Genomic DNA, 16686 nt, shown 5'->3' on the forward strand with positions numbered 1-16686 from the left:
TTAAGCTTTTTGGGGTTTACAAGCGGCGCAATAACCGTAAAGGTAGAGGCTGTGATCGGTAAGGGTGTAACCCAGTCTCAGGGCAATTTCCGATTGGCGTTTTTCAATGACTTCATCGGTAAATTCGTCGACTTTCCCGCATTTCATGCAGACTACATGATCGTGGTGACCGCCGCTATTCAGTTCGAATATGGAGTTGCCGCCCTCGAAATGATGACGATTAACCAGACCGGCGGCTTCGAACTGTGTTAACACGCGGTAAACAGTGGCCAGGCCAATTTCCTCGCCTTCGGCCAACAAGATTTTGTAGACCTTCTCGGCCGACAAATGTCTGTCGTCCTGCTGTTTTTCCAGAATCTCCAGAATTTTGATTCTGGGCAAGGTCACCTTTAAGCCCGCATTACGCAAATCCTGAGTTTCCACAAGCCCGCCTCCTTTAAACCGATAATCCGCAACATTGTATCGTTTTTTGCGCCAAGCCGCTGACAGAATTATGGGATAATGGCCCATCGTTTGTCGTCAGACTCCATTCACTCCTCATGAAAAAATCGACTTTTTTGCTAGCGGCCGCCACCAGTTTATCGATTAGCGCTTGCAGTACCATCCTCACTAACTTGCCCGGCGTGTACACGCTGGATATTGAGCAAGGCAATATCATCGATCAAAGCATGATCAACCAACTCCGGCCGAATATGACCAAACGTCAAGTCTTGTATATCATGGGCTCGCCGATGCTGTCGGATGCCTTTCACGAAAAACGCTGGGACTATTTATATTCGGAACAACCGGGCGGCGAAGACCGGGTGCAAAAACGGGTGTCTTTATTTTTCAACGGCGACAATTTGATGGGCGTGCAAGGCGACTTTAGACCCAGCTCGATGCCGGTCGTCAAAGAATCCACGGAAACCAGCGTCGATGTACCAAAACGCGATCTGGAACGCTCGATGTGGGAAAAAATCAGCGGTTTGTTCGGCAGCGACGAACCCGATACCTTTGCCCGCAAAAACAATCAAAATGCTCCCGAACCCAAAGAAGCCGCCAGCTCCGCGGAGAAAGGCAAAGAATTGGTGGAAGAAGACCCCGACAAAAAATAGGCAAAACACCCAAACGTCTTACAGCAGTAGTGCGCCGGCAATGGCAATAAAATTGTCGGCTGCCTGAATCAAGGCCGGTGCGGTTAAACTATGAATCCCGTAAACATCGCTGGAAGTGCCAAAATCGTTGCGCACCTTTTGCAACAGCAACTCGAAATCGCCGTCGCCGGACAATAGAATAATGCGATCTGCCCGCGCGGCATAATCCATTACATCCAACGTGATCCCCACATCCCAATCACCCTTGCTGGTGCCGTCGCGGCGCTGGATATAGGGCTTTAGTTTGACGGTAAAACCGATGTTTTTCAGGATTTGCTGAAAACCCTGCTGCTTGCTGTCACCGCGATCGGTGGCATAAGCAATGGCAGCGACAACCTGTTTACCCGCGGTTGCCTGCTGCCAAAACGCGCTGTAATTGAAATGTTTCTGGTAGCGTTGCCGGGTGGTGTAGTAAATATTCTGGACGTCGACAAAAATCGCTACTTTTTCCATCCGGCGCTTACTTCAAAAAAGAACAGCAGTAATCGCTGGCAATACTCACCTTCATGGTAAATGCCGCATTCCCAGGCACATTGAAAGACTCGCCGCCTTTCACGGTTTGCCATTCATCACTACCCGGCAACAGCACCTGCAATTCCCCAGCCAGAATTTCCATCAACTCGGGCTCAGCCGTGTTGAAGGTATATTCGCCGGGCTGCATGAATCCCAAGGTTTTTGAAGAACCGTCGGCAAAACGTATCGTGCGGCTGTTCACTTTGCCGTCGAAATATACATTGGCTTGCTTGACGATGGTGACGTTATTGAATTCTGACATGATGCACATCTGTTACTAGTAAAAAAAGGAGCGCAATCATAGCAGATCGGCTTGTTTGCGAATAACAAAAAGCCGGGGCGCGCTGGGCTTGTCGTGACTGCTAAGCACAACTTCCGAAGTGAAACACGTCCTATCCAACTGCCGGCACCATGCCGCCAACTGCTCGGTTTCCAGATCTCCGCCGGCGTGACCCGGATAGGCTAATACCGTGATCACGGCACGCGGCGCCAGCAAAACGCACGCGCTATCCAAGGCAGCTAGCGTCGAATCGATTTGGGTAATCACGGCTTTATCGGCGCCGGGCAAATAACCCAAATTGAACATCACCGCCCTCACCCGGCCATACCATTGCTTGGGAATATGCGACAGCATATCGGCATGGCTGGCGAGACGCAGTGTCACCCGGCGCTGCAAATCATGCTGAAGTAAACGCTGAAAACTTTTGATTAGCGCTTGCGGTTGGATATCGAAGCCAAACACATGACCATCGGTTCCGACGCTCCGCGCCAGAAACACCGTATCGTGACCGTTGCCCAGCGTCGCGTCCAGCGCAATATCCGCCGGCTCAATATATGAGCCGACAATGTCGTGAGCAATTTCAAGCAGGGAAATGCGTTTCATCATAGCGGCGGATATTACAGGCTGACGGCAAGCCGGCTTGCTGTTGCAGGTAATCGGCAAATCGGGCGGCATACCAGGGAATCGCTAAACTGCCTTTGGCGCCAAAACCATTGAAAATATGCAGTTGCGAATGTCGAGGATGAGTGCCGATAAACGGCTGCTTATCCAGCGTGGCCGGCCGGATGCCAGCCCGATGCTGATACACATCAAGGGTTCGCTGTTGAGGACAAACCGCACGCAAGCTCGCCAATAAAGCGGTTTGCGCTTGTTGGGTCGGCAAATTGTCGAGTTGATTGGTATCGAAAGTGGCGCCGGTTTTAAAGCGCCTGGACTCAAGTGGAATCAGCCAATGCCCGTAATTCAAAATGTGTTTCGGAATATCTTGCCCGCTTTCACACCCCAATATTTCTCCTTTTGCCAATTGAAACGGCAAATACTTGAACCATGGATTGTTAACCGCCTGATAGCCTTCGCAGAACACGATGTGTCGGGGGTATATGTCATGCCAACGCAATGCCGGCCCCAGGTTAATTTCACCGTATTGCAGAGTATTGCGCCGATAACAGTTTTTGCTCCGTAAAACATCGCGCAACTGGCTCAACAATGCTTCGGTCCGCAAATAGCCGGTTTTCCCTTGCTGTAACACACCGTAAGCCGCATCGAGCTCTGCGGGAGCGGGCGCCAAACCCAATAAATAGTCGCGATAATCCGGCTGACTTAAGCGGCGCTCGGCAATTTCAAGCTCTTTTTCCGTACGCAGAATTTTCAGCATCGGCATTTGCACATAAAAAGATTGCCCAAACTGCATCCCGAGTTGCCGATAAACATGCATCGCGGCCGGTAGCAATGTTTCGACATCCACCTGCTTTACCAAGCGTTGGCCGGTAACCGGATTGATTAAACCGGCCGCGACTTGTGAGGCGTTTTCGGTGCCATCATCCACCACCAATATACGCAATTGCCGTTGCAATAATTCCCAGGCCAGTAAACTGCCTGCCAAGCCCTGGCCGATCAGCAATACATCGATTTGCACGGCAATTATTTGGCCTGCAAGACCTCGCCTTTAAACACAATACCGTCCCAACCATCACGCATAAAGTTTCTGATATTTTGATGATCTTTGCCGGCCGGATTCCCGAGCACATCCTGCCGATAATAATCACCGAATAGCGCCAGAGTTTGCTCGACAGTCAGTTGATGCAATTTGGCGAACGCAAAAATCTTGCAAGAGCCCTCGTTACGACCCGCTTCGTTTACCAAAGGTTGTTGCAAGCCGTTACTGAATTCAGTAGGTTGGTAGTCATAATGCTCGGCAATAAGCGCTATGGTTTCCTGAAATTCGACCGGCTGTCCGGACTTAACACGTTGTAGAAAATCGTTCACCATCATTGGCTTACTCCCAAAGCTTCATTAATATTTGGTTAAATTACAGTCTAATTCGAACAAAACACAGTCATTCCCGGTTATAATCTCATGAAATGTCTAGGTGTTTCGCACCTAGGACTGCGTTTGGGATCGTCTTATTATTGTTATATTCCGTTATTAAAATCCGGCCCTACTTTGGCGTTTGGTTCGGAACGTACGGATTGCAACCTCAATAACATCATAAAGGAATACATTTTGAAACAGATAATTACTCTTTTCTCGTTTTGTCTGCTTTGCTCCACCACTGCCTTAGCGGAATCGGAAACCCAGATCCCACCCGCGCCGCCCATAGAACCTGTAAACGCTACCATCAGCCCGGCACCGACGGTGACTATTGAGCAGACTAACTATGCGGCTTACCAGCTGTCACCAGGTGATGCATTGGAAATCACTGTCTGGAAAGAAGAAGGCTTGCAACAATTGCAAATTCTGATTTCCCCCGACGGCACCATTATTTTCCCCTTGATTGGTACGGTAGGCGCCGCCGGTAAAACCATTACCGAGCTGAAAGACAATTTAACCAGCAGGCTGGCCGACTATATTTCCGACCCATCCATTTCGGTTAAATTACTCAACAACCAGGGCAACTCGGTCTTCGTTATCGGTAAAGTCAATAAGCCCGGTCAAGTGTTTTCCGGCAGACGCATGGACGTGCTGCAAGCGCTCAGCCTGGCTGGAGGCCTGACTGTATTCGCCAAGGAAGGTTCGATCAGCATTATTCGCCGCACCGGCGATCAAGTTAAAGTGTTTCCTTTCGACTATAGCGATGTGATTGATGGCGAGGATCTGGAACAAAACATCCTGCTGGAACCGGGAGACACGGTCACCGTACCCTAAGCGGAATTAGATAGAAGCACTATCTATGAAGATAAAAACGGATTTTTTGCTACCCGCGCTGGTTTTGTTCAGCGGGGACGGCTATGCGCTAGATTTGTTGTTCAAACCTGAATTCAGCTTCAGGGAGCGGTATGACAATAATGTACGCATGCAGATCAATCCAAGACATAGCAACCTGATCAGCACCATTTCTCCAGGTGTGATGTTCGGTTATCTTGCCGACGACAACGAATTGAATACTCGCTTCAGGTGGAACGAGTTAATTTACAGTAGCGATTCGGCTCTGGATTTTTCCGAGAAACTCGTCAACCTCAGCCATAAATACCAAGGCGAACGTTTCAAAACCGATCTGGCGGCAAGCTACGCGGAAGAATCCTCGATCAATAACCAACTTGATCCTACCGTAATAGATCCGACCCAAATCAATGAAGCGGGTGGCGTGCAACTTCTCGTACCTCGCAACACCAAATCAGTGTCCCCAACTGTCACTTATAATCTGACTGAAAAAAGCTCTCTACAATTGGGTTATAGCTACCAGGATGTCGCATTTGACAGAGCGCAAAACCTGATCAACAACCTCAATTACTCGGATTATAGTTTCCAGCAATATTCGGCAACGGCCAGCCATGCTTACACCGAACGTCTGTCGTTTAACCTGACAGGGGCGTACTCTGAGTATGAATCGGCAAACCAGAATCCGGGATTAGCGTTTGGAGTTATCCCCATAACAACGGGCTTTAGCCAAAAATCGACAACCTTTACCTATCAGGCCGGCCTGCAATATCTATTTGACGAGCAAACTCAACTAACGTTTTCAGCCGGTATCCGGGATACCGACACCCAAAGCACACAATTTACTTATTTCAGAAACACGACAATTCCGTTTCCGCTTAGCCAACAGTCTTCCTTATCAAGAAACACGGTAGGCAACGTGTTTTCTGCAAGTCTAGCTCGTAAAAGCGATTGGGGTGACTTTAGTTTAAGTGCCGGACAACAGCTCAACCCAGCCAGCACTGGTAACCAGCAAACCTCAACTACCTTTTCAGCTCGAGGTCGTTACAATCTCACCGAACGATTGTCCACCGGTATCAACGCGAATTACTTGTTATCTGAATCGATATCCACTTTTAGTAACGATACCAGTAGAAGTAATAACCGTACGTTCATTACCCTATCACCGAATGTTCAATGGCGCTGGACGCCGGAAATCAATTTGGATCTGTCTTATAGCTATCGCCAGCAGGTGTATGAATCAAACAACCAGACCATAACCGGCGATAGCGTACAACTGCAATTCTCTTATCAACCTCAAATCAATCGTCAGGTGAAATAGCGTGGAAAATCAAGCCATCGACATCAAGGACTACCTAAAAACCATCAAACGACGTAGAAAGTTTTTGATTATTCCGTTTCTAATCATCGCGCTAATCAGCATCGTTTTGGCAGTGCTGTTACCGGCTGTGTACCGTTCTACGTCCACCATTTTGATCGAAGCGCAGGAAATCCCCGCCGAACTGGTGCATTCCACCGTTACCACGTTCGCGGACCAACGGATTCAGATGATCAGCCAAAGGATCATGACCCGACCGAATTTGACGGAAATCATCAAGAAATACGATCTGTACGCAGAGGAACGGCAAAAAAAGCCGGAAGAAGTCATTCTGGAAAAAATGCGTAAAAGTATAAAAGTGGAAACCATCAGTGCGGACGTTGCCAATAATAAAAGCGGCCCGGCCCAACAAGCCACCATCGCTTTCACACTGACATTCGACGACAAATCGCCAACGCTTGCGCAAAAAGTAGCCAACGAATTAACTTCCTTATTCTTGAAGGAAAACATCAAATCGCGCACCGAATCCGCCGAAAATGCGGCATTGTTTTTGAGCGAGGAATCCAAACGCCTTAAAGCCAAGATCCAGGAAATTCAACAAAACCTTGCTAATTTCAAAGAGAAAAACCTGAACCAGCTGCCGCAAATCAGTGCGTTGAATCAGCAAGAACTGACATCCTTGAGCAATCAGTTGCTGCAAATGGACAGCCAAGAACGCTCATTGCAGGACCGGCGTTTCTATCTGGAAGGCGAGTTGGCGCAAATCGACCCGAATGCGATGGCTACCAATGCCGTGGGTAACCGGGTGTTTGATATGAAAGACCGCTTGAAGGAACTGCAATCGCAATATCCATCCGTGTTATCCAGCCACTCCGCCAGTCATCCCGATGTGATTAAAATCAAACGGGAAATCGACTCATTGCAGAAAGAAATCGGCTCCAATACCGATCTAAACGCGATGAACGGCGAACTAACCGACAGAAAAGCGGAACTGGCCTTGTTGTTGAAACAGTATTCCGACAAACATCCGGACGTGGTGAAACTACAAAAACAAATCAGCGCATTGCAACAAAGCCTGGCTACAGCGAAACAGAGCGACTACAGCAACACCGACATTCAACCGGATAACCCAGCCTATATCACCTTGAAATCCCAGCTGGCTTCAGTCAATACCGAAATCGAGTCTTTGAATTTCACCCGCGGCCGCGTGCAAAGCAAAATGGAAGAATTGCGCCAGAGCTTGCGTCAATCGCCGCTGGTTGAAAAAGAATACATGGACTTGATCCAGGATCTGGACAATACCAATCTGCGCTATCGGGAAGTGAGCACGCGCGAGATGGAAGCGCAAATCTCGCAACAATTGGAGATGGAAAGAAAAGGCGAGCGTTTCACCTTAATCGACCCGCCGCAAGAGCCGCTACAACCGGTTAGCCCTAATCGGATTGCGATTATGGTACTGGGCATGGTGCTGGCTTTGGCTAGCGGTTTTGGCGCAGTCGCGTTGACCGAAATGCTGGATTCGACCATCAATAGCCCAAAAGCGGTCGCTGCGATTCTCGGTGTGGAACCTTTGGCTTCGATACCTTATTTTGAAAGTCAGAAGGAACATCAAGCTCATAAAAACGAACGGCGGATGTTGTTGATAGGCATGGCAATCGCCGGCATTCTGGCTGTCGTTGCATTTCATTTTATCGTCATGCCGCTAGATGTATTTTGGTACAAATTACTACGTGTCGTGGGCAATTAATCAGTTAAGGGAAAATTTATGAACCCCATTGAAAACCTCGTGGAAAAAAACAGTCCGACGGCCGCTTCATTAGCGAATCAACCCGGCGACAAAGTCAGCATCGCTTATACCCAAACGCGGGTGCATAGTCCGGATCAAAACTTACTGAAGCAAAACCGGATTATTTCCGCAGCACTACCTGGTAAATGGCTGGAATCCTACCGAATGTTGCGCACCCGCTGTTTACAACAAATGGATGCTATGGAATGGAAGACGATGGCTATCACCAGCCCCAGCGACGGCACCGGCAATAGCTTAACGGCTGCGAATTTAGCCATCAGCATGGCGATGGAACTCGACCGTACCGCCCTGTTCGTCGATGCCAACTTCCAGAATCCCAGCATCAACCAATTATTCGGCATTCAGCCGGGCGCTGGTCTTAGCGACTATTTGCTGCATGACACTGAATTAAGCTCCATGCTGATTAATCCGGGCATAGAACGACTGGTAGTGTTGCCGGCCGGCAAACCCTTGTTTAACTCCACGGAAATGCTGCGCTCGCCGAAGATGGTACGACTGGTTAACGAACTGAAAAGCCGTTACCCCTCGCGTATCATTATTTTCGATATGCCGCCGATTTTGTCGCACGACGATACGCTGGGTTTCTCGCCTTATGTGGATTGCGTGTTGCTGGTGATCGACGAGGGTCATACCAAGACCGAACAGTTGAAGCACGCCGCTTCTTTGTTAAAAGACACCAACGTACTGGGGACAGTATTCAATAAAGCTACCGATAATAAAATCGGCTATACCGGGATTTAAACCGGTGTGACGTGGCTACTTGCGGTAGCCACGTCCCTGCATTTCCTATCAGAGTTTACTCAAAACATCCTTCGCTTCATTCAAGCCATCGAATTCCACTTTTTTATCGACCGCTTTTTGCAAATACTCGCGGGCTTTAACCGGATCGTTTTGCTTGAAATAAACCATCCCCAAGTGATAATTGCTGATCGGTGATTGCGGATCACGTTCGATCACTTTCAACATGATTTCTTTGGCTTTGTCGTAATTGCCTTGTTTATAGGCAACCCAAGCAGCCGTATCCATCATGTTGGGATTATTAGTCTGCAACAAAGGCTCGGCCAACTTAGCCGCACGCTCCAGGCTATCCGGGCTGGACGAAAAATCCGACAAGTAACTGGCCAGATTATTAACCGCAACCACCGAATCCGGATGCAGTTTGTAAGACTCTTCGTAAAGCGCCAGAACCTGCTCATGTTGACCATCGCGATGATACAAACGCGCCAAGTCGTCAACCAGTTCCAACGCGCCTTTAGTCTTCTCAATACCTTTTTTATAAATATCGATGGCTTCAGCTTTGTTTTTTTGCGCCAGTTCGATCAAGGCCAAATTCCGATAAGGACTATACCAGTCCGGTTTAATACTCAAAGCTTTTGTATAAGCTGTTTTTGCGTCCGCAAATTTTTGTTCGTTCAGATAAGCGCCGCCCATCAAATTGTAAGCAATGAAATGATCCGGTTGCTGTTTGATGACTTGCTGTAATTTGCCGATAGCCTTGTCCGACTGCTTCAATACCAGATAGCTTTTTACCATCTCGGTCAAAGGCTCAATTGCATCCGGCTTACGCGCCAAGGCCTGTTGAAAGGCTTCGGTGCTTGCTTCCAGCTTACCTTCCGCCTGATACCCCAAACCGGACATGTAAAAACCGGTGGCATCCTTATCCGATAGTTGCTGCACCTGCTTGGCAATATCCTGCGCCTTATCCCAATGCTTTTGCGACAACTCCATTTTAAACATCGCCTCCAAGCCTTTCAGACTTTTCGGATTGGCTTTCATCAGTGCTTCAAGCTGCTGTTTTGCTTGATCTTGGTGACCGGCTTTCATATGTAAGCTGACCAAATCCAGCCGGGCAGTCTCGTCACCCGGTGCGGCAGCGACCACTTTTTCCATGTTCTCTCTGGCCAGTTCTTCCTCGTTATTACGAAGATGGGCCGCGGCCAGCATTTTCAGCACCCCGATATTATTGGGTTGATCAACCAATACCGAACGAAAATCGGCAATCGCGTCGGGAATTTTATTTTCGCCCAAGGCAAATTGACCGCGTAACGTTAAGGCCTCGGCATCGCGCGGATTGTTATCCAACACTTCCTTGATCAACGCTTTAGCCTCGTCGCCACGCTTGGTCATGGCATACAAGGCAGCCAATTTATTCCGCGCGGTGATGCCGCTGGGACCTAACTTATCCTGTTCGACGACTTCTTTCATAGTCGCTTCGGCCTTATCGATTTCTTTTTTGGAAAGCTGGATATTGGCCAGTTTGAATTTCAACTCATACGCTTGCGGCTTTTGCTCTATCATCGGCAGCAGCTCGGCGATGGCCACTTCCGGACTACGTTTTTCCAACAGGAAATCGACTAAATAAGTCTTGGCCGTATCGTTGTCCGGCAATTTGCTTACCGCATCACGCAAAGTCGCTTCGGCTTTATCGACTTGTTTGGTACCGACCTGGAACAAAGCTAAAGTACGATAATGTTGTAACTGCTGCGGGTCCAGTTTGACGATTTCCACCAACATCGCCTCGGACTCGGCAATTTGATTGTTTTTAGCGTACAAGCCGGCCAGCATGCTGCGCAACGCAACGTTATCGGGCTTCTTTTCAATCGTTTGCTTCAATAAGGCAATGGCTTGATCGACTTTATCCAAGCGCGCCTGAATTGAAGCCATCATCAAAGTAGCCGGCACATCGTCCGGGCTGTTTTTCAAGGCGCGCTCCACCGTCATAATCGCGCCGTCGCTGTTATTTTTGGCTGCTTGTACGCCGGCAAACAAAACCAAAGCCTCGACATTATCCGGTTCCTTGGCCAGCGCTTCACCGACCATTTTTTCCGCGTCGTCTACCGCTCGATTCAACAATAACAACTGACCGACCCGAACCCGCGCCATCACGTGATTTTCGTTGCCGGCAACGACGGTACTGTATTCCTTGAAGGCATTTTCGATTTTGCCTTGTTTACTCAACGCTTCCGCAATCTGGAAGTGAGTTTCCCAATCCTTGGGATCGATTTGCAGCACGTTTTTATAGGCAAGCAATGCTTTCTCATAATCTCCCGCTTGATATAGCTGTTTGCCTTCTTCCATGTATTTCGCTTTCCGTTCATCGGCGCCGTTACAGGCCACCAAGCCGGTCGATAACACAACAATGCCTAGATTTTTTAAAAAATTTTGTTTCGTTGTCATTAGTCTCTCGATAATTCGTGCGTTTGATTATGTAGCTGCCATGATGGAGCGCCGCTTTTTAGGATTTTAACTTATTTACGCGACCAAGCCTTAAGGCTTTCGGTAAAACGGTGAGGGTCGAGGTGCGGCATGTTGCCGCACCTGAGTGGAGAAACTATTGAACGCCAGCTGGCGCCGCGCCGCTATCCGCAGCGGATTGTTTTTGATATTTACTGGCGTTCAACTTGTCTTCATACTCCTGAACAATGGTTTCCATCTCGACACTGTTGAATTGCAACAAGGCTTCACGCTGCAGCACGCTAGCCAATGCACCCTTGTTTTCGTAGCGCTCCAGCAATTCCTTCGCGGCCTCGTAAAGTTTGACATTATGAGTATCGCACACACCCAATTGCTGTTCGGTTGCTTGCTGCTTGGCGTTTGTTGCCGATAATTGCGCCTGCAAATCGGCTTTAGCCTGACTGACTTCCCTATGTTTTTCAATAAGCTCCAGTAGCCTGGCATTGGTTTTCTCCAAACGCTCGCGTACTTCGCCGTTGGAATTTCGCTGCGCGGACAACTCACTGCTGATTTGCTCCTTGGCTGCAACCGCCGCCGAATGCGCTTTTTTCAACTGCTCAAGTTCCTGCAACTCCTCGGCCAACTTGGCCGATTCGGCCTTTGCCGCATCGCGCTCGGCCGTCAGGCTTTTGACCATGGCTTGCAGCTTTAACACGGCTCCGTCATTCTTCGCGGCCTCACGCGGCGCGGCCTGACTGGCAGACCAGCCGCCGGCGAGAAGCATAAACAGTACTGCAACTATCGGAAATTTATTCATCACAAACCTACCTAGAATTGCGTATTGACGTCGATCTGCAACACATCGATACCCTGCGGCGCACCGGTAATAATATCGGCACTCAACCAGCGGCCGGTTAACCAGACATTTTTCATCAAGCCGTAGTTACCGCCGATAAACCAGCCTTTGCTGTTGGTGCCGCCGAGGTGGAAGTCAGAATCGGTGAAAGCGTCCAATACCGCATCGCGCTCAACATACTTATACGCGGCAAACACATTCCAATGCCCGGCCACTTCGGCACGTGGCCAGCCGAAATCCGCTCTGAACTGCCAGGCATTGGTTTTACCCTCCACCACAGTGCCATTAAGCATCCGGCTGACTGCGGCTTTATTAAAGCCGACGTTTTTGGCGTAGTCGCCGCTCAAGCGCAGACGATAAGGGGCAAACATGGCCATTTCGTAGGAAATATTGGCATTGACGATATTGTAATCGGACGCCAAGCCGACCATCCCCGGATTGGAAGCCAAGGCGCCGGTGCCTTCTCGGCAGATCGACGCCAACGTATTGCCGCCCTGCATGAATTCGGGCCGCGAAGCAGTATTACCGCGCGTATTAAGATCGCAGGTGCCTAAAACACTGGTATTTTGTTTTGCTTCAACGTTGACATAATCGAAATAAGCCAGAGCTGCCTTTAAATTGTCTTGATTGATAAAGCCCCAATCTACCCCGACCTGACCACCGAACAACCATTTATCGCTGCTCAGTGCTGATTCTTGTAGTGGAAACGCCCCGGCTGTCGCATAAACGGAATGAGTATGGTCGTCGTTAGCCATCAAGCTGTCGGAACCGCCCAAACGGTGGCGAAAAGTGCCGGCAAAACCTTCGAAAGACAAATCCACGTCCCACACCAATTCGCTACCGCCGGTAAACTCGCCGCCGCCGGTATACCAAGGATTCTTGATCCGGCCGCCCGACAAGGACAGCCATTTGAATTTGTTATCGTCGACAGCATCGTATTGCAAATAAGCCCGGTCCACGGTGAAATCGTATTTCTGTCCGGTAAACCCCAAAGACTGGTTGGTGGATACCGGATCACGTTGATTACCCGTCGCCAAACGCACACCGGCTTTCATACCATCGGTAATCGCCGCGTCAATGCCTAAACGAAAGCGTTCGCGAAAATGTTGTCTGTCGGTAGTCGTATTCAAGAATTGATCAACACCCGCTGCGTTAAGACCGCCTCTTTCGTTAACCGCCTGCCAATCGATATAAGAATTGGCGATGTTTTCCTTGGCCATTAACTCATGCTGCGAACGCAAACGAATATCACCAGACAGCTTGAAACGCTTGGTCCATTCAGGCAACGCATTCGGCATACCCCATTGCTCGTTCTTGGCCTTTTGCATCACATCGCCGACCACTTCTTCGCGTAACTCACTGCGCACCTGCTGACGAATCTCGTCTTTGACAAAATCCGGCACATAAGCCACGCGCACTTCATCGGCCGGCACCGCTTCCTTGGCACCGGAGGCCTTGGCTTCAGCCACCTGCTGGCCCGCTTCAACTTCGGCTTGTTTGATCATCTCGTTGGCAGCCTTATCGGTAATCACCCCTTGTTTGACCAATTGTTTGATCAAATTAGTGGTGGTGTTGCGCAGTTTCAGCAACTCTTCCTTTTCTCCGGCCTGCACCGCACCGATCAGCCCGGATAGCGCCAGGGCCATCAGCTGTTTCTTATTCGCCATTGTTCTACCTGTTTATATTAAATACGTGATGAAATCTTCAGCTTGATCGGCTGCTGCATGCCTGGCGGCGGCGCCTCGGCTACTCGGTCGAACTTGTTCAATAAGCGGCCAAGCAATTCATCGATATCGGCATCGTTACTGCCTTTGGCTAATTCGACCCGTTCCACCGAGCCGTCGGCTTTCAGCCAGACTTTGACGATGGCGGTATAGCCTTTGCGGCGCAGTTCTTCGTGGCTGCTTAATAAATTGAGAATGCCGTTTTTCACCAAGCCGCCGTACCAGGCGTAAGGATTGCCGGTACCGCCGCCAAATAGACCCGTGCCACCTTTACGGGCAGCCAATCCGAAACCGTCCGAACCCGCCGTGCCTTCGGCATCCAAACCCAAATCGCGGGGCGGGGCTTCATCCGGAGGCGTTTCCGGCATCGGTTCCGGCTCGGGTTCAGGCTGTTCGATTTTTTCCTTGATTTCCGGCTCGGGTGGCTTTTCCACTTTCGGTGGCGGGGGTGGTGGAGGCGGTGGTTTCATCAACGTAATCGGTTGAATTTTTTTCTCGCTTTTCGCCGGTTTTTTATCGATGAAATCCATGATGATTTTCACCACGTAAAAAATCGCTAACGCAGCCAGCAAGCCACCGATAATTCTCGGGATATACACCCGTAAGTGTTTCTTTTCGGACATGGTTGAATGGCGCTATTTGACAAGACTTTGCGTCACCAAACCAACCTGGGTAATTTCCAGCTTGCCCAGCAACGCTAAAATATCCACCACGCTTTGATACTGCACCGTGGCATCACCTTTCACCACTACCGGCAGCTCCGGGTTAGCCGCCTTGTATTGCAGCAAAGTCGATTCCAGTTGTTCCATCGTTACCGGAAAAGTATCCAGAAAAATGGTGCCGTCGGCGGTGACGGTAATGGCTTTGGTTTGTGGCTTGGCCAAGCTGGGCGTATTGCTGGCCTTGGGTAGATTGACTTGCACACCCTGCACGGCCGCCGTGGTCATTAAAATAAACACCACCAACAGCACGTACGCCAAATCCAGCATCGGCGTGACGTTGATTTCGTCATACGCGGCGTTTTCTTCTTGAACTTTCATTGAATATTCTCTTGACCTACAGATCAGGTTTCGTAGGTCGGGTTCGCTCGATCGAGCGCTAACCGACACCTCGAAGCCAACATGTCGGGTTACGGCTGACGCCTAACCAACCCGACCTACATTTTTTTCAAATTAGCTATGCTGCTCTGCCAATTTGGCAACGAACTCGTCGACGAACACGTGCATATCGGCGGTCACCATCTTGATCTGGCTACCCAGATAGTTGTAACCAAACAATGCCGGAATCGCCACGGCCAGACCAGCCACCGTCGCCACCAAGGCCGCCGCGATACCCGGCGCAATGGCGTTGACGTTCACCTCACCACTGGCAGCGATAGCCGCAAACGTGATCATTACCCCGACCACGGTACCCAGCAAACCCAGGAAAGGACCGCCGGAAATCGCGATAGTCAGCAACACCATTTGCGAATTCAGTTTTTGCAACTCCCTTACCAGCACGCCATCCATGGAGGCCTTAACCGCATTCAAGCCTTGCGCAGACAACAAATGATCAGCAGCATCAGCGCCCACCCCTTTGGGCAGACGTTTGTTCATTTCCTGCACGCCGACGTGATAAATCCGGTAGATGGATGAGCCGGCAAAGGCGGCATGATTACCGGTCAAAGACAATAACAACGGCGATGCGTCGAAATCTTCCTGACCTTCCTCGTCCTGATGATCCAAATTGGTAATATTTGCAGCCCCTAAACGGCTGAAGGCTTCTTCAAACTTTTTGTTTTCACTGCGGGTACGGCTTAACACAACACCCTTGCTGATCATTACCAGGGTACTGATCACAAACATCACGCCCAGGATACCGATGATGACCCAACCGTCGATGGTGACGTTGTTCAGCGTCGATACCAAATACGATTCGCCGCCGCCTTCGCTGTCCGGCGTACTGTCTTCGCCGTAGTTCAACAAGGCCGAAGATTGGCCCTGCATCATGGCCGAAAATTGCAGATAGTTCTGATCGCGGGCGACCTTGGCGATGCCGAATTCGTCTATCGCGCCGACAAAACCGCGCGAACCGTCCACCGCCGCGCCGATACTAATATCGCCCAGTAATGCCGGGACGCTGGCAGGCAAGATGCCGACCGCTTTGCCATCGACATACAAGGTAAAACCGTCTTTGCTACCGGCCACCGCCAAGTGTTGCCAAGCCGCCAAATTCAGATCGACCGGGCTCACCAATTCCTTACGATTAACCTCCAAAACCGGCGTTTGTCCTCTAACAGATAAAATCAGGCTATCGCGTTGAAACACCACGCCATTGCTTTGCGCCTGATCGATTTTCACCCAGCCGGAAACCGTCCAACCAAACTCGACCGCCATTTGAATCGCCGGCGTTGCGGTGATACGTATGGATTGACTGCCGTCGAAGCCGCCCGCCGCGCCAGCCGCGCCGCCTTCCACCACCGTTTGCGTCGCAGTAGCCGGTTGATTGGCATACGCGGTGGCATCCTTAACCGGACCGGCTTCAAAGTGATAGGCAAGCGCTTGCGCCACATCAAAAATGCCGGGCGCATCCTGGCCGTCCAAAGCCTTGGGATTGCCGTAATACATCCAGAACATCGGCTCGTCGGCCGTCACAATATCCTTGGGCAGTTTCACCCAAATCAAAGCCATTTCATTAAGCGTGTCGATTTTCTCGATATAAAACTTCAACGGGGTTTTGTCGTCGCCGGCCATGAAGCGCAAATCCTTGCCGTTCTCGCCCAAATCGGCGAAAAAACTGAAATTACCGGTATGCAGACGCACCAACACCAAACCTTCCGCCACCGGCTTGACGCCGGCTTGCTGCAACTGCTGGGCGTCGATGGTTATTTTCTTTCTATATCCCCATTCATCGTTCCACCAGGCTTGTGCCAGGCCGGGCATCATCAACAGGGTGATCACTAAAAAACCGATTCGTATCATGCTTACTCTCAGATCAAAATTTATACGGCAATTATCACAAGGGT

The 16686-nt window shown here is 50.0% G+C and carries 17 protein-coding genes; 5 read left to right on the plus strand and 12 right to left on the minus strand.

The genetic code is table 11. The annotated features are described in order from the left end of the window. Complete coding sequence (fur, locus tag A1332_RS17090; RefSeq protein WP_064009712.1) at positions 1–423, minus strand: ferric iron uptake transcriptional regulator; 423 nt, start codon at positions 421–423, stop codon at positions 1–3. A gap of 116 nt (positions 424–539) precedes the next feature. On the opposite strand from fur, the gene A1332_RS17095 reads away from it, so the two are divergent. Next, a complete protein-coding gene (locus tag A1332_RS17095; protein ID WP_064009648.1) occupies positions 540–1094 on the plus strand; it encodes an outer membrane protein assembly factor BamE in 555 nt (184 codons plus the stop codon). An 18-nt stretch (positions 1095–1112) separates the two neighbouring features. Here A1332_RS17095 and A1332_RS17100 read toward each other — a convergent pair whose 3' ends face one another. Genes A1332_RS17100 through A1332_RS17120 form a run of 5 tightly spaced genes read right to left on the minus strand, consistent with a single transcriptional unit; the run spans position 1113 to position 3918 of the window. Continuing rightward, entirely contained in the window at positions 1113–1586 is a 474-nt protein-coding gene (locus A1332_RS17100; protein ID WP_064009649.1) for an NYN domain-containing protein, read from the minus strand. 7 nt (positions 1587–1593) lie between these two features. Then, on the minus strand, positions 1594–1908 hold the full coding sequence (locus A1332_RS17105; protein ID WP_064009650.1) for a pyrimidine/purine nucleoside phosphorylase: 315 nt from the start codon (positions 1906–1908) through the stop codon (positions 1594–1596). A gap of 36 nt (positions 1909–1944) precedes the next feature. Further along, positions 1945–2532: a tRNA (mnm(5)s(2)U34)-methyltransferase gene (locus A1332_RS17110; protein WP_082879752.1), complete on the minus strand. Its 588-nt coding sequence runs from the start codon at positions 2530–2532 to the stop codon at positions 1945–1947. After that, positions 2507–3562, minus strand: coding sequence for an NAD(P)/FAD-dependent oxidoreductase (locus A1332_RS17115; RefSeq protein ID WP_064009652.1), 1056 nt, complete (start codon positions 3560–3562; stop codon positions 2507–2509). Before A1332_RS17115 ends, A1332_RS17110 begins: the two co-directional genes overlap by 26 nt. Positions 3563–3567: 5 nt before the next feature. Then, positions 3568–3918: a HopJ type III effector protein gene (locus A1332_RS17120; protein ID WP_064009653.1), complete on the minus strand. Its 351-nt coding sequence runs from the start codon at positions 3916–3918 to the stop codon at positions 3568–3570. Between the two features lie 231 nt (positions 3919–4149). Between A1332_RS17120 and A1332_RS17125 the strand changes: the two genes are divergently transcribed. From A1332_RS17125 to A1332_RS17140, 4 genes are all read left to right on the plus strand, one after another. After that, entirely contained in the window at positions 4150–4791 is a 642-nt protein-coding gene (locus A1332_RS17125; RefSeq protein ID WP_231890342.1) for a polysaccharide biosynthesis/export family protein, read from the plus strand. A gap of 97 nt (positions 4792–4888) precedes the next feature. Further along, a complete protein-coding gene (locus A1332_RS17130) occupies positions 4889–6124 on the plus strand; it encodes a TonB-dependent receptor domain-containing protein (protein ID WP_231890343.1) in 1236 nt (411 codons plus the stop codon). A 1-nt stretch (position 6125) separates the two neighbouring features. Beyond that, entirely contained in the window at positions 6126–7868 is a 1743-nt protein-coding gene (locus tag A1332_RS17135; RefSeq protein ID WP_064009655.1) for a lipopolysaccharide biosynthesis protein, read from the plus strand. Positions 7869–7886: 18 nt separating this feature from the next. Then, positions 7887–8669 carry a CpsD/CapB family tyrosine-protein kinase gene (locus tag A1332_RS17140; RefSeq protein ID WP_064009656.1) on the plus strand — a complete coding sequence of 261 codons (783 nt, stop codon included), beginning with the start codon at positions 7887–7889 and terminating at the stop codon, positions 8667–8669. Between the two features lie 48 nt (positions 8670–8717). Here the strand turns inward: A1332_RS17140 and A1332_RS17145 are convergent, their stop codons facing one another. The 6 genes from A1332_RS17145 to A1332_RS17170 all read right to left on the minus strand — a co-directional run bounded on the left by A1332_RS17145 (position 8718) and on the right by A1332_RS17170 (position 16642). Continuing rightward, positions 8718–11105: a tetratricopeptide repeat protein gene (locus tag A1332_RS17145; RefSeq protein WP_064009657.1), complete on the minus strand. Its 2388-nt coding sequence runs from the start codon at positions 11103–11105 to the stop codon at positions 8718–8720. Between the two features lie 154 nt (positions 11106–11259). Next, complete coding sequence (locus tag A1332_RS17150) at positions 11260–11919, minus strand: hypothetical protein (RefSeq protein ID WP_064009658.1); 660 nt, start codon at positions 11917–11919, stop codon at positions 11260–11262. An 11-nt stretch (positions 11920–11930) separates the two neighbouring features. Then, positions 11931–13625 carry a putative porin gene (locus A1332_RS17155; protein WP_064009659.1) on the minus strand — a complete coding sequence of 565 codons (1695 nt, stop codon included), beginning with the start codon at positions 13623–13625 and terminating at the stop codon, positions 11931–11933. Positions 13626–13642: 17 nt separating this feature from the next. After that, positions 13643–14305, minus strand: a complete 663-nt coding sequence (locus A1332_RS17160) for an energy transducer TonB (protein ID WP_064009660.1) — start codon at positions 14303–14305, stop codon at positions 13643–13645. A 12-nt stretch (positions 14306–14317) separates the two neighbouring features. Then, positions 14318–14722, minus strand: coding sequence for an ExbD/TolR family protein (locus tag A1332_RS17165; protein WP_036276642.1), 405 nt, complete (start codon positions 14720–14722; stop codon positions 14318–14320). Between the two features lie 132 nt (positions 14723–14854). Further along, on the minus strand, positions 14855–16642 hold the full coding sequence (locus A1332_RS17170) for a DUF2341 domain-containing protein (protein WP_064009661.1): 1788 nt from the start codon (positions 16640–16642) through the stop codon (positions 14855–14857). Positions 16643–16686 lie beyond the last annotated feature (44 nt).

Source organism: Methylomonas methanica, assembly GCF_001644035.1.
In the GTDB taxonomy this organism is placed as follows: domain Bacteria; phylum Pseudomonadota; class Gammaproteobacteria; order Methylococcales; family Methylomonadaceae; genus Methylomonas; species Methylomonas methanica_A.

Bases quoted from the DNA above. Each gene is read 5' to 3' on its own strand.
- A1332_RS17095 (WP_064009648.1), top strand. From the start codon at position 540: ATGAAAAAATCGACTTTTTTGCTAGCGGCCGCCACCAGTTTATCGATT.
- A1332_RS17100 (WP_064009649.1), bottom strand. From the start codon at position 1,586: ATGGAAAAAGTAGCGATTTTTGTCGACGTCCAGAATATTTACTACACC.
- A1332_RS17105 (WP_064009650.1), bottom strand. From the start codon at position 1,908: ATGTCAGAATTCAATAACGTCACCATCGTCAAGCAAGCCAATGTATAT.
- A1332_RS17110 (WP_082879752.1), bottom strand. From the start codon at position 2,532: ATGATGAAACGCATTTCCCTGCTTGAAATTGCTCACGACATTGTCGGC.
- A1332_RS17120 (WP_064009653.1), bottom strand. From the start codon at position 3,918: ATGATGGTGAACGATTTTCTACAACGTGTTAAGTCCGGACAGCCGGTC.
- A1332_RS17140 (WP_064009656.1), top strand. From the start codon at position 7,887: ATGAACCCCATTGAAAACCTCGTGGAAAAAAACAGTCCGACGGCCGCT.
- A1332_RS17145 (WP_064009657.1), bottom strand. From the start codon at position 11,105: ATGACAACGAAACAAAATTTTTTAAAAAATCTAGGCATTGTTGTGTTA.
- A1332_RS17150 (WP_064009658.1), bottom strand. From the start codon at position 11,919: ATGAATAAATTTCCGATAGTTGCAGTACTGTTTATGCTTCTCGCCGGC.
- A1332_RS17155 (WP_064009659.1), bottom strand. From the start codon at position 13,625: ATGGCGAATAAGAAACAGCTGATGGCCCTGGCGCTATCCGGGCTGATC.
- A1332_RS17160 (WP_064009660.1), bottom strand. From the start codon at position 14,305: ATGTCCGAAAAGAAACACTTACGGGTGTATATCCCGAGAATTATCGGT.
- A1332_RS17165 (WP_036276642.1), bottom strand. From the start codon at position 14,722: ATGAAAGTTCAAGAAGAAAACGCCGCGTATGACGAAATCAACGTCACG.
- A1332_RS17170 (WP_064009661.1), bottom strand. From the start codon at position 16,642: ATGATACGAATCGGTTTTTTAGTGATCACCCTGTTGATGATGCCCGGC.